This window comes from Streptomyces sp. NPDC003247 (genome assembly GCF_042888135.1).
Lineage (GTDB): Bacteria > Actinomycetota > Actinomycetes > Streptomycetales > Streptomycetaceae > Streptomyces.
Window position 1 is genome coordinate 298427 of the sequence record NZ_JBIAPF010000008.1, and the last position, 13128, is coordinate 311554.

At 72.0% G+C, this 13128-nt stretch carries 8 protein-coding genes; 6 read left to right on the forward strand and 2 right to left on the reverse strand.

The window, feature by feature from the left end; translation table 11 throughout:
• Nucleotides 1–110: 110 nt before the first annotated feature.
• Nucleotides 111–3626: a methionine synthase gene (gene metH, locus ACFYWQ_RS27585; RefSeq protein WP_389519860.1), complete on the reverse strand. Its 3516-nt coding sequence runs from the start codon at nucleotides 3624–3626 to the stop codon at nucleotides 111–113.
• 300 nt (nucleotides 3627–3926) lie between these two features.
• Here metH and ACFYWQ_RS27590 point away from each other — a divergent pair, with 300 nt between their 5' ends.
• From ACFYWQ_RS27590 to ACFYWQ_RS27615, 6 genes are all read left to right on the forward strand, one after another.
• On the forward strand, nucleotides 3927–4691 hold the full coding sequence (locus ACFYWQ_RS27590; RefSeq protein ID WP_389519862.1) for an IclR family transcriptional regulator: 765 nt from the start codon (nucleotides 3927–3929) through the stop codon (nucleotides 4689–4691).
• Nucleotides 4692–5589: 898 nt separating this feature from the next.
• Complete coding sequence (locus tag ACFYWQ_RS27595; protein WP_389519864.1) at nucleotides 5590–6384, forward strand: MIP/aquaporin family protein; 795 nt, start codon at nucleotides 5590–5592, stop codon at nucleotides 6382–6384.
• A 76-nt stretch (nucleotides 6385–6460) separates the two neighbouring features.
• Nucleotides 6461–7999 carry a glycerol kinase GlpK gene (gene glpK, locus ACFYWQ_RS27600; protein WP_389519866.1) on the forward strand — a complete coding sequence of 513 codons (1539 nt, stop codon included), beginning with the start codon at nucleotides 6461–6463 and terminating at the stop codon, nucleotides 7997–7999.
• Nucleotides 8000–8052: 53 nt separating this feature from the next.
• A complete protein-coding gene (locus ACFYWQ_RS27605) occupies nucleotides 8053–9669 on the forward strand; it encodes an FAD-dependent oxidoreductase (protein WP_389519868.1) in 1617 nt (538 codons plus the stop codon).
• Between the two features lie 276 nt (nucleotides 9670–9945).
• Nucleotides 9946–10617, forward strand: a complete 672-nt coding sequence (locus ACFYWQ_RS27610) for a FadR/GntR family transcriptional regulator (protein WP_389519870.1) — start codon at nucleotides 9946–9948, stop codon at nucleotides 10615–10617.
• 142 nt (nucleotides 10618–10759) lie between these two features.
• Complete coding sequence (locus tag ACFYWQ_RS27615) at nucleotides 10760–11695, forward strand: PAC2 family protein (protein WP_389519871.1); 936 nt, start codon at nucleotides 10760–10762, stop codon at nucleotides 11693–11695.
• A gap of 108 nt (nucleotides 11696–11803) precedes the next feature.
• Here ACFYWQ_RS27615 and mshC read toward each other — a convergent pair whose 3' ends face one another.
• Complete coding sequence (gene mshC, locus ACFYWQ_RS27620) at nucleotides 11804–13033, reverse strand: cysteine--1-D-myo-inosityl 2-amino-2-deoxy-alpha-D-glucopyranoside ligase (RefSeq protein WP_389519873.1); 1230 nt, start codon at nucleotides 13031–13033, stop codon at nucleotides 11804–11806.
• Between the last annotated feature and the right edge of the window lie 95 nt (nucleotides 13034–13128).

Here is a 13128-nt window from a genome sequence, read left to right on the forward strand (position 1 = left end):
CTGCAGTGGACCGACCAGTGTACGGCGTGTCGGTCCGGCGTGCCGGGTGAGGCGGGCTTCACCGTGGGTGAGGTCCCGCCGGGGGCACCGTGGGTGAGGCTCCGCGGGGGTCACCGTGCGTTGAAGTACTTCGCCTCGGGGTGGTGGATGACGATGGCGTCGGTGGACTGCTCGGGGTGGAGCTGGAACTCCTCCGACAGCCGGACCCCGATCCGCTCGGGCCGCAGCAGTTCGGCGATCTTGGAGCGGTCCTCCAGGTCGGGGCAGGCGCCGTAGCCGAGGGAGAAGCGGGCGCCCCGGTACTTCAGGGCGAACATGTCCTGGATGTCGGCCGGGTCCTCGCCGGCGAAGCCCAGTTCGGAGCGCACGCGCGCGTGCCAGTACTCGGCGAGGGCCTCGGCCAGCTGCACGGACAGTCCGTGCAGTTCGAGGTAGTCGCGGTAGGAGTTCGCCTCGAAGAGCTTGGCGGTCTCCTCGCCGATGCGGGAGCCGACGGTGACGACCTGGAGGCCGACGACGTCGGTCTCGCCGGACTCCTGGGGGCGGAAGAAGTCGGCGAGGCACAGGCGGCGGCCACGGCGCTGGCGGGGGAAGGTGAAGCGGGTGCGCTCGTTGCCGTGCTCGTCCAGGAGGATCAGGTCGTCGTCCTTGGACACGCAGGGGAAGTAGCCGTAGACGACGGCGGCCTCGAGGAGGTTGTCGGTCTGGAGCCGGTCCAGCAGGCCGCGCAGGCGCGGCCGGCCCTCAGTCTCGGCGAGTTCCTCGTACGTCGGTCCGTCGCCGGTGCGGGCCTGCTTCAGGCCCCACTGGCCCTTGAAGAGGGCGCCCTCGTCCAGCCAGGAGGCGTACTCCTTGAGCTGGATGCCCTTGATGACGCGGGTGCCCCAGAAGGGGGGCTCGGGGACCGGGTTGTCGGTGGCGACGTCGGAGCGGACGTGGCCCTCCTCGGGGCGCTCCTCCACCTCGATCGCGGCGGCCGGGCGGACCCGGCGCTGCTTCAGTTCCGGCAGCTTGGCGCCGGGCACGCCGCGCTTGACGCCGATGAGGGCGTCCATCAGGCGCAGTCCCTCGAAGGCGTCGCGGGCGTAGCGGACCTCGCCCTCGTAGACCTCGTGGAGGTCCTGTTCGACGTAGGCGCGGGTCAGGGCGGCGCCGCCGAGGATGACCGGGTAGTCGGCGGCCAGGCCGCGCTGGTTGAGCTCCTCCAGGTTCTCCTTCATGATCACCGTGGACTTGACCAGGAGCCCGGACATGCCGATGACGTCGGCGCGGTGTTCCTCGGCGGCTTCGAGGATCGCGGCGACCGGCTGCTTGATGCCGAGGTTGACGACGTTGTAGCCGTTGTTGGACAGGATGATGTCGACGAGGTTCTTGCCGATGTCGTGGACGTCGCCGCGGACGGTGGCCAGGACGATGGTGCCCTTGCCCTCGGTGTCGGACTTCTCCATGTGCGGTTCGAGGTGGGCGACCGCGGCCTTCATGACCTCGGCGGACTGGAGGACGAACGGCAGCTGCATCTGGCCGGAGCCGAAGAGGTCGCCGACGACCTTCATGCCGTCCAGGAGGGTCTCGTTGACGATGTCGAGTGCCGGGCGGCTCAGCAGGGCCTCGTCGAGGTCGGTCTCCAGGCCGTTGCGCTCGCCGTCGATGATGCGGCGCTTGAGGCGCTCCTCCAGCGGCAGGGCGGCGAGTTCCTCGGCCTTGCCGGCCTTCAGGGACTTGGCGGTGGCGCCCTCGAAGAGCTGCATGAGCTTCTGGAGGGGGTCGTAGCCCTCGGCGCGGCGGTCGTGGATCAGGTCCAGGGCGGTCTGGACCTCCTCCTCGCTGAAGCGGGCGATGGGCAGGATCTTCGACGCGTGGACGATCGCCGAGTCCAGGCCCGCCTTGACGCATTCGTCGAGGAAGACGGAGTTGAGCAGGATGCGGGCGGCCGGGTTGAGGCCGAAGGAGATGTTCGACAGGCCGAGGGTGGTCTGCACGTCGGGGTGGCGGCGCTTGAGCTCGCGGATCGCCTCGATGGTGGCGATGCCGTCCTTGCGGGACTCCTCCTGACCGGTGCAGATGGTGAAGGTCAGGGTGTCGATGAGGATGTCCTCCTCACGGATGCCCCAGTTCCCGGTGAGGTCGTCGATGAGCCGTTCGGCGATCTCGACCTTCTTCTCGGGGGTGCGGGCCTGGCCCTCCTCGTCGATGGTGAGGGCGATCAGCGCGGCACCGTGCTCCCGGGCCAGCCGGGTGACCCGGGCGAACCGCGACTCGGGTCCGTCGCCGTCCTCGTAGTTCACGGAGTTGATGACGGCGCGGCCGCCGAGCTTCTCCAGGCCCGCCTCGATGACGTCGACCTCGGTGGAGTCCAGCACGATCGGCAGGGTGGAGGCGGTGGCCAGGCGGCCGGCGAGTTCCTCCATGTCGGTGACGCCGTCGCGGCCGACGTAGTCGACGCAGAGGTCGAGCATGTGCGCGCCCTCGCGGATCTGCTCGCGGGCCATCTCCACGCAGTCGTCCCAGCGGGCCTCCAGCATGGCCTCGCGGAACTTCTTGGAGCCGTTGGCGTTGGTGCGCTCACCGATGGCCAGGTAGGAGGTGTCCTGGCGGAAGGGGACGGTCTGGTAGAGGGAGGCGGCGCCCGCTTCGGGGCGCGGGCTGCGCTCGACGGGGCTGAGGCCGCGGACGCGCTCGACGACCTGGCGCAGGTGCTCGGGGGTGGTGCCGCAGCAGCCGCCGACCAGGGACAGGCCGTAGTCGCGGACGAAGTTCTCCTGGGCGTCGGCCAGCTCCGGGGCGGTCAGCGGGTAGCTGGCGCCGTCCTTGCCGAGGACCGGCAGGCCCGCGTTGGGCATGCAGGCGAGCGGGATGCGGGCGTTGCGGGCCAGGTAGCGCAGGTGCTCGCTCATCTCGGCGGGGCCGGTGGCGCAGTTCATGCCGATCATGTCGATGCCGAGCGGCTCCAGGGCCGTCAGGGCGGCGCCGATCTCGGAGCCGAGCAGCATGGTGCCGGTGGTCTCGACGGTGACGGAGACGATCAGCGGCACGTCCAGGCCGGCGCTCTCGCGGGCGCGGTGGGCGCCGAGCACGGCGGCCTTGGTCTGGAGCAGGTCCTGGGTGGTCTCGACGATGAGCGCGTCGGCGCCGCCCGCGATGAGCCCTTCGGCGTTCTGCTGGAAGGCGTCGCGCAGGGTGCGGTAGGCGACGTGGCCGAGGGTGGGCAGCTTGGTGCCCGGGCCGATCGAGCCCAGCACCCAGCGGGTGCGGCCGTCGCGGCCGGCGAAGGCGTCGGCGGTCTCGCGGGCGATGCGGGCGCCGGCCTCGGACAGCTCGTACACCCGCTCGGGGATGTCGTACTCGGCCATGGCCGCGAAGTTGGCGCCGAAGGTGTTGGTCTCGACGCAGTCCACGCCGGCGTCGTAGTACGCCTCGTGGACGGAGCGGACGATGTCCGGCCGGGTGACGTTGAGGATCTCGTTGCAGCCCTCGAGGTTCTCGAAGTCCTCGAGGGTCGGCTCCTGGGCTTGGAGCATGGTGCCCATGGCTCCGTCGGCCACCACCACGCGGGTGGCGAGGGCCTCGCGGAGCGCGGACACACGGGCCCGGCTGTCGGCGGAAAGGGTCGGCGGCACTGAGGCCATGGAGGGGCTCCCTTGGATGCGACGGCTGTCGGCTTTGCGTCACCTCGGAAATGCGCGCGACAACGCTTCCCGAGGACGGCGCACGCCGCCAGGGTATCCGGGACCGTGGGCTTATGGTTCGGGGCGTCCACGGGACGGACCAGGACGGCGGTCCCGGCCGCCGTGGGACACGCGTGGCGTGAAGACGTATCGACCGACCGTTGGCGGGAGGTCGGCAGGGACCGGTAGTGTTCGACATTGCCGAACGACGGTGGCGCATGCCGCCCGTGGACAGGCGATGGGGACGGAGGCAGGACGGCGATGGCACGGAACATCCAGTCGCTCGAACGGGCGGCCGCGATGCTGCGGCTGCTCGGGGGCGGCGAGCGACGGCTGGGTCTGTCGGACATCGCCTCGTCCCTGGGCCTGGCCAAGGGCACCGCCCACGGCATCCTGCGCACCCTCCAGCAGGAGGGGTTCGTCGAGCAGGACGAGGCCTCCGGGCGCTACCAGCTGGGCGCGGAGCTGCTGCGCCTGGGCACCACCTACCTCGACGTGCACGAGCTGCGGGCGCGCGCGCTGGTGTGGACGGACGACCTGGCCCGCTCCAGCGGTGAGAGCGTCCATCTGGGGGTGCTGCACCAGCAGGGCGTGCTGATCGTGCACCACGTCTTCCGGCCCGACGACAGCCGGCAGGTCCTGGAGATCGGGGCCATGCAGCCGCTGCACTCCACGGCCCTGGGCAAGGTGCTGTCCGCCTACGACCCGGTCGCGCACAGCGAGGCGCTGGAGGCCGACCGCAAGCCCTTCACCGAGCGCACGGTGTGCGAGCTGGAGGACTTCGAGCAGCTCCTCGACATCACGCGCGCGCGGGGCTACGCGGCGGACGTGGAGGAGACCTGGGAGGGGGTCGCCTCCATCGCGGCGCCGATCCACGACCGGCGGCGGATGCCGGTGGGCGCGGTGGGCATCACCGGCGCGGTGGAGCGGGTGTGCCGGGAGGGCGAGCTGCGGCCCGAGCTGGTCGCGGCGGTGCGCGACTGCGCCCGCGCGGTGTCGCGGGACCTGGGCGCGGCCCGGTTCTGAGCGGCGGGCCGCCGCCGCGGGGCGGACCGGCGGCCGCCGGTACACGCAGGTGAACGGACCGGGACGACGGAGGTCGTCCCGGCTTTCGCCATGCCCGGGCGGGGCGTGACGGCGGGCCGGGCCGGGGGCACGTCGGGCTGGGGCGCGGGCACGGCGGCGGGCGTCGGCGGGCGGCCGAGGCGCCGGCGGGGACCCGGCTACGGCGGCGGGCGGCCGAGGCGCCCGCGTGGATCCGGGCACGGCGGCGGGTCCGGGCGCGAGCCCGGGCACGGCAATGGGCCGAGGCGGGACGCGGCACGAACCCGGGCGCAGCGGCGGGCCGAGCCGGGACGCGGGCACGAGTCCGGGCACGACGGCGGGTCCGGGCGCAGGCACGAGTCCGGGCGCGGGGCACGAGTCCGGGCGCGGGCACGAGTCCGGGCATGGCAATGGGCCGAGGCGGGACTCGGCACGAACCCGGGCGCGGCGGCGGGCCGAGCCGGGACGCGGGCACGAGCCCGGGCAGGGCGGCGGGGCGGGCCAGGACGCGGGCTCGGGCGCGGCGGCGGGGCGAGGCGTGGGCTTCGGCTCGGGTGCGGCAGCGAGCTGGGGCATGGGCTTCTTCGGCGCGGGCGCGGCAGCGGGTGGGAACCGACCGTGCGCCGGTCCCCGAGCAATCCCCCACCGATAGCCGATTCCGATCAATAACGATCCCGTTTTGGATAACAGAACTCTTGACTCACCCGTCACGCCAGGACAAGACTCCCGTCCATCGGTCGGCATTGTCGAACAGCTACCGGCAATACGCGCTAGAGTGTGACAACGCCAAGGGCCGGCATCGCTCTCATCTCGAGGGCACCGGAAACCCCGGAGGGACCCGGGGTTCGGCTTCCCTGGACGAAGGACAAAGGAGTCGCGGGTGTCCAGCTCCGACATCTTCATAGGCGAGACCATCGGTACCGCCATACTCATCCTGCTCGGCGGTGGCGTCTGCGCCGCCGTGACCCTGAAGGCCTCCAAGGCCCGCAACGCCGGCTGGCTCGCCATCGCCTTCGGGTGGGGTTTCGCCGTCCTCACCGCGGTCTACACCTCGGCACCGCTCTCCGGCGCCCACCTGAACCCCGCGGTCACCCTCGGCATCGCGATCAAGGACGGCGACTGGAGCGACGTCCCGGTCTATTGGGCCGGTCAGCTGCTCGGCGCCATGATCGGCGCGGCCCTGGTGTGGGCCGCCTACTACGGCCAGTTCCACGCGCACCTCACCGACCGCGAGATCGTCGGCGGTCCGGGCGCGCAGGCCACGGCGGCCAAGGCCGTCGAGGCACAGGAGAAGGGCGCGGGCCCGGTGCTCGGCGTCTTCTCCACCGGCCCCGAGATCCGCAACGCGGTCCAGAACCTCGCCACGGAGATCATCGGCACCGTGGTGCTGGTGCTCGCGGTCCTCACCCAGGGCCTCAACGACGACGGCAACGGCCTCGGTCCCCTGGGTGCCCTGATCACCGCGCTCGTGGTGGTGTCCATCGGTCTGTCCCTGGGCGGCCCGACCGGCTACGCGATCAACCCGGCCCGTGACCTCGGCCCGCGCATCGTGCACGCCCTGCTCCCCCTGCCGAACAAGGGCGGCTCCGACTGGGGCTACGCCTGGATCCCGGTCGTCGGCCCGCTGGCCGGCGGGGCGATCGCCGCGGGAATCTACAACCTCGCGTTCGCTTAGGGACATCCGGCCCCGCCGCACGGCGGGCACGCGCCGTACGCACCGCCCCCACCCACGGAACCTCCAGGAGCACACTGTGACCGACGCCCACACCGCCGGCCCGTTCATCGCCGCCATCGACCAGGGCACCACCTCCTCCCGCTGCATCGTCTTCGACCGCGACGGCCGCATCGTCTCCGTCGACCAGAAGGAGCACGAGCAGATCTTCCCCAAGCCGGGCTGGGTGGAGCACGACGCCACCGAGATCTGGACCAACGTCCAGGAGGTCGTCGCCGGGGCCATCGCCAAGGCGGGCATCACCCGCGACGACATCAAGGCCATCGGCATCACCAACCAGCGCGAGACCACCCTGCTGTGGGACCGCCACACCGGTGAGCCCGTCCACCACGCCATCGTCTGGCAGGACACCCGCACCGACGCCCTGTGCAAGGAACTCGGCCGCAACGTCGGCCAGGACCGCTTCCGCCGCGAGACCGGACTGCCCCTCGCCTCCTACTTCGCCGGCCCGAAGGCCCGCTGGCTGCTGGACAACGTCGAGGGCCTGCGCGAGCGCGCCGAGGCCGGCGACATCCTCTTCGGCACCATGGACAGCTGGGTCATCTGGAACCTGACCGGCGGCGTCGACGGCGGCCGGCACGTCACCGACGTCACCAACGCCTCCCGCACCCTGCTGATGAACCTGCACACCATGGAGTGGGACGCCAAGATCGCCGAGTCCATCGGTGTGCCGCTGGCGATGCTGCCGGAGATCCGCTCCTCCGCCGAGGTGTACGGCGAGGTCACGGGCGGCAGGCTCGGTGACCTCCTGGGCGGCGTCCCCGTCGCGTCCGCGCTCGGCGACCAGCAGGCCGCCCTGTTCGGCCAGACCTGCTTCGCCGAGGGCGAGGCCAAGTCGACGTACGGCACCGGCACCTTCCTGCTGATGAACACCGGCGGCAAGCCGGTCAACTCCTACAACGGCCTGCTCACCACCGTCGGCTACCGCATCGGCGACGAGAAGCCCGTCTACGCCCTCGAGGGCTCCATCGCGGTCACCGGCTCGCTGGTGCAGTGGATGCGCGACCAGATGGGCCTGATCTCCACCGCCGCCGAGATCGAGACGCTCGCGCTCTCCGTCGAGGACAACGGCGGCGCCTACTTCGTGCCGGCCTTCTCCGGCCTGTTCGCCCCCTACTGGCGCTCCGACGCCCGCGGTGTGATCGCCGGCCTCACCCGGTACGTCACCAAGGCGCACCTCGCGCGCGCCGTCCTGGAGGCCACCGCCTGGCAGACCCGGGAGATCACCGACGCCATGACGAAGGACTCCGGCGTCGAGCTCGCGGCCCTCAAGGTCGACGGCGGCATGACCTCCAACAACCTGCTGATGCAGACCCTCTCGGACTTCCTGGACGCGCCCGTGGTGCGCCCGATGGTCGCCGAGACCACCTGTCTCGGCGCCGCCTACGCCGCCGGGCTCGCCGTCGGCTTCTGGACCAGCACCGACGACCTGCGCGCCAACTGGCGCCGGGCCGCCGAGTGGACCCCCCGCATGGACGCGGAGACCCGCGACCGTGAGTACAAGAGCTGGCTCAAGGCCGTCGAGCGGACCATGGGCTGGCTCGAGGACGAGAGCTGACGACAGCCCGCGACGGCTCAGGCGTACGCTCTGATGAGGAGTAAGAACCCGATATGACCAGTCAGTCCACCCTGCCGTCCGTGCCTGCCCTGGGGACGCACCCGGCCTCCGGCTCGAACCCGAGCCGAGCCGAGACCCGGGAGCAGCTCGCCAAGGCGTCGTACGACCTCCTCGTGATCGGCGGCGGCATCCTGGGCATCTCCACCGCCTGGCACGCCGCGCAGTCCGGCCTCAGGGTGGCACTGGTCGACGCCGGCGACTTCGCCGGCGCCACCTCCTCCGCCTCCTCCAAGCTGCTCCACGGCGGTCTGCGCTACCTCCAGACCGGCGCGGTGAAGCTGGTGGCGGAGAACCACTTCGAGCGCCGTGCGGTCTCCCGCCAGGTGGCCCCGCACCTGGCGAACCCGCTCACGTTCTACCTCCCCGTGTACAAGGGCGGGCCGCACGGCGCGGCGAAGCTCGGGGCGGGCGTCTTCGCCTACTCCGCGCTGTCGGCGTTCGGCGACGGCGTGGGGCACCTGCTCTCCCCCGCCAAGGCGCAGCAGGACGTGCCGGAGCTGCGCACCGAGAACCTCAAGGCCGTGGCCGTCTACGGCGACGACCAGATGAACGACGCCCGCATGGCGCTGATGACGGTCCGCGCGGCCGTCGAGGCGGGCGCGGTCGTGCTCAACCACGCCGAGGTCACCGGCTTGCGCTTCACCAGGGGCCGGGTGACGGGCGCGGAGCTGAAGGACCGTCTGTCCGGTGACGAGTTCGGGGTGAACGCCCGTCTCGTGCTCAACGCGACCGGCCCGTGGGTCGACCACCTGCGCCGGATGGAGGACCCGAACGCGGCCCCGTCGATCCGCCTGTCGAAGGGTGCGCACCTGGTCCTGAAGCGGACGTCGCCGTGGAGGGCCGCGCTCGCGACCCCGATCGACAAGTACCGCATCACGTTCGCCCTGCCCTGGGAGGACATGCTGCTGCTGGGCACCACGGACGAGGAGTTCGAGGGCGACCCGGCGGACGTCGCGGTCACCGACAAGGACGTGGCCCAGATCCTGGACGAGGCCGCGTTCTCCGTCCGCGACCAGCAGCTCGACCGTGACCTGATCACGTACGCCTTCGCGGGCCTGCGGGTGCTGCCGGGCGGCCCCGGCAGCACGGCGAAGGCCAAGCGCGAGACCGTGGTGACCGAGGGCAGGGGCGGGATGCTGTCGGTCGCGGGCGGCAAGTGGACGACGTTCCGGCACATCGGCCGGACGGTCATGCAGAAGCTGGAGGCGCTGCCGGGCCACCCGCTCGGCGACGACTTCGAGCCGATCGCCTCCCTGCCGAAGAAGCTGCCGCTGCCGGGGGTCGCCAACCCGCGCGCGGTCGCGCACCGCCTGCTGGTGGACCGCCCCGCGCCCGGACCGCGCATGGCCGCCGACACCGCCCGGCACCTGGCCACGCACTACGGCTCGCTGGCCTTCGACATCGCCCGCCTGGCCAACGAGAACCCGGAACTGGGCGAGCGCGTCCACCCCGACGCCCCGGAGATCTGGGCGCAGGTCGTGTACGCCCGGGACCACGAGTGGGCCGAGACCGCGGACGACGTGCTGCGCCGCCGGACGACGCTGACGATCCGCGGCCTGGCCACGGACGAGGTCCGCGCCGGGGTCCAGGACCTGCTCGACAAGAAGTAGAGGGCTTCGGTGCCGGCCCGCCCTCCCGACCGGGGCCGGCACCGAGGACCGGCCTCGGCACACCGGGGCCGGCACCGAGAAACCGGCCTCCGCAGACCGGAGCCGGCACCGGGGACCGGTCGCCACACCGGGCCCGGCACCACTGGAGCGGGACGGTTCCCCGCTCCCCGCTCCCCGCCGTCAGTGATCGCAGAACCGGAGGCACGCGCCTGGTCAGCCCCCATAATGACGCCTAGACATCCGATGTCTGGGCGATGAACGACAGGGAGGCCGGTCATGGCAGTCACCGACGAGGCGATCGAGAAGATCAAAGGCATGATCGTCACCGGTGCGCTGCGCCCCGGGGACCGGCTGCCCAGGGAGAGCGAGCTCGCCGCCGAACTGGGCCTGTCCCGCAACTCCCTGCGGGAGGCGGTCCGGGCGCTGTCGCTGATCCGGATCCTGGACGTACGGCAGGGCGACGGCACATACGTGACCAGCCTCGACCCGCAACTGCTGCTGGAGGCTCTGAGCTTCGTCGTCGACTTCCACCGCGACGACACGGTCCTGGAGTTCCTGGCCGTGCGCCGCATCCTGGAGCCGGCCGCGACGGCGATGGCGGCGCTGCGCATCGGCGAGGAGGAACTCGACGCCCTGGGCGCGCAGTTGGACCGGCTCGGCGCCCGGCCGTCGGTGGAGGAACTCGTCGCCTGCGACCTGGAGTTCCACCGGGGCATCGTGCAGGGCGCGGGCAACTCGGTGCTGTGTTCCCTGCTCGACGGCCTGTCGGGGCCCACCACCCGGGCCCGGATCTGGCGCGGGCTGACGCAGGAGGACGCGGTCGCCCGCACCCTGCACGAGCACCGGGCGATCCTCGCGGCGCTGCGGGACCGGGACGCGGAGGCGGCGCGGTCGTGGGCGACGGTGCACATCGCGAGCGTGGAGCAGTGGCTGAGGTCGAGCCTGTGAGCCGCTTCGGCAGGCGGGTGTTCGGGGGTGGGGAACGGGGCAGTGATCCGTTCACTCCCCCGTGCAAGGGGGCTGCGGGCGCCCCCGCGGGACGCCGTAAGGTTGGGTGGTCAGGCGAGGGCACGTCGGAAGGAGGCACTGGGTGATCGAGCTCGAGGGGGTTCCCGAGCTGATCGACCCGGTCATGGTGGCCGCGTTCGAGGGCTGGAACGATGCCGGCGACGCCGCTTCCACCGCGGTCGCGCATCTCGAGAGGGAGTGGAAGGGCGAGGTCTTCGCGGCGCTGGACGCCGAGGACTACTACGACTTCCAGGTGAACCGTCCCACGGTGTTCATGGAGGCCGGCGTCCGCAAGATCACATGGCCGACGACAAGGTTGTCGGTGGTGCGGATCGGCGGCGAGAAGCCGCGCGACCTGGTGCTGGTGCGCGGTATCGAACCGTCCATGCGCTGGCGCTCGTTCTGCAACGAGCTGCTCGGCTTCGCCCACGAACTGGGCGTGGAGCTGGTGGTCATCCTGGGCGCCCTGCTCGGCGACACCCCGCACACGCGTCCGGTGCCGATCAGCGGGACCACGTCCGACGCGGACCTGGCGCGCCGGATGGACCTGGAGGAGACCAAGTACGAGGGTCCCACGGGCATCGTCGGTGTCCTGCAAGAGGCGTGCACGCACGCGGGGGTGCCCGCGGTCAGCCTCTGGGCGGCCGTACCGCACTACGTCTCGCAGCCGCCCAACCCCAAGGCGACGCTGGCGCTCCTCAACCGTCTGGAGGATCTGATCGACGTGCGCATCCCGCTGGGCGAGCTGCCCGAGGACGCGCGCGCGTGGCAGGTGGGCGTGGATCAGCTGGCCGCCGAGGACAGCGAGGTCGCCGAGTACGTCCAGACGCTGGAGGAGGCCCGGGACACCGCGGAGCTGCCGGAGGCGTCGGGTGAGGCGATCGCCCGGGAGTTCGAGCGGTATCTGCGGCGCCGGGACGGCGGCGGTCCGCCCGCCCCGGGCGAACGGACCCGGCCGCCGAAGCCGCCGAAGCCGAGCGGGGAGTCCGCCGACGACGACGAATCGTCGGAGGACTAGTCGGAGGACTGGTCGGAGGACTGGAGGACTGGCGAGGGACAGGAGTGGAAAGGGGCGGTGCGCCGGAAGGCGCACCGCCCCTTTTCCTTGCTGCCGCTGCCGCTGCCGCTAGAGAGCCACGCCCAGCAGTGCGTCCACCGCGCGGGAGACCACGCCGGGGGCCGCGGTGTCCGTGCCGCCCCGCTCCTGCTGGAGCGCGGCCCAGCGGTCGACGGCGGCCAGCGCGGCCGGGGCGTCGAGGTCGTCGGCGAGGGCTTCGCGGATCTCCTCGACCAGGGCGTCGGCGGGCGGGCCGTCGGGCCGGGAGACGGCCGCGCGCCAGCGTCCGAGCCGGTCCACGGCGTCCTGGAGCACCTGGTCGGTCCACTCCCAGTCGCTGCGGTAGTGGTGGGCGAGGAGGGTGAGCCGGATCGCCGCGGGGTCGACGCCCTCGCGCCGCAGCGCGGAGACGAAGACGAGGTTGCCCTTGGACTTGGACATCTTCTCGCCGTCCAGGGCGACCATGCCGGCGTGGACGTACGCCTTGGCCATGGGGAACTCGCCGGTGAGGACCTGGGCGTGGGAGGCGCCCATCTCGTGGTGCGGGAAGGCGAGGTCGGAGCCGCCGCCCTGGACGTCGAAGCCCATGCCGAGGTGGTCCAGGGCGATGGCGACGCACTCGATGTGCCAGCCGGGGCGCCCGCGGCCGAGCGAGCCGCCGTCCCAGCTGGGCTCGCCCTCGCGGGCCGCCGTCCAGAGCATCGGGTCGAGCGGGTTCTTCTTGCCGGGCCGGTCGGGGTCGCCGCCCCGCTCGGCGGAGAGCAGCCGCATCGCGGCGGCGTCCAGGCGGGAGACCGTGCCGAAGTTCGGGTCGGACTCCACGGAGAAGTAGACGTCGCCCTCGAGTTCGTAGGCGGCACCGGCGTCGCGCAGGCGCTCCACGAGCGGCACGATGCCGGGTATGGCCTCGACGGCGCCTATGTAGTGCCGCGGCGGGAGCATCCGCAGGGCGGTCATGTCCTCGCGGAAGAGGGCCGTCTCCCGCTCGGCGAGGGCGACCCAGTCGACGCCGTCCCGCTCGGCCCGTTCGAGGAGCGGGTCGTCGACGTCGGTGACGTTCTGGACGTAGTGCACCTGCCGCTTGGTGTCCAGCCACACGCGCTGAACGAGGTCGAACGCGTTGTAGGTCGCCGCGTGACCCATGTGGGTCGCGTCGTACGGCGTGATGCCGCAGACGTAGATACGGGCGACGGGACCGGGGTCGAGGGTGACCGGTCCGCCGGTCGCGGTGTCGTGGATCCTCAGGTCGCGGCCCTGACCAGGCAGGGCGGGGACCTCGGAAGCGGGCCAGGCATGCATGTCATGAGCGTAACCGGCCGGAAGTTCCGGGTACGAACCGGAGCGGTCCGGACGGCCGAGAAGGCGCTCTTGCGTCTGCGCGGGCGATGTGCTGG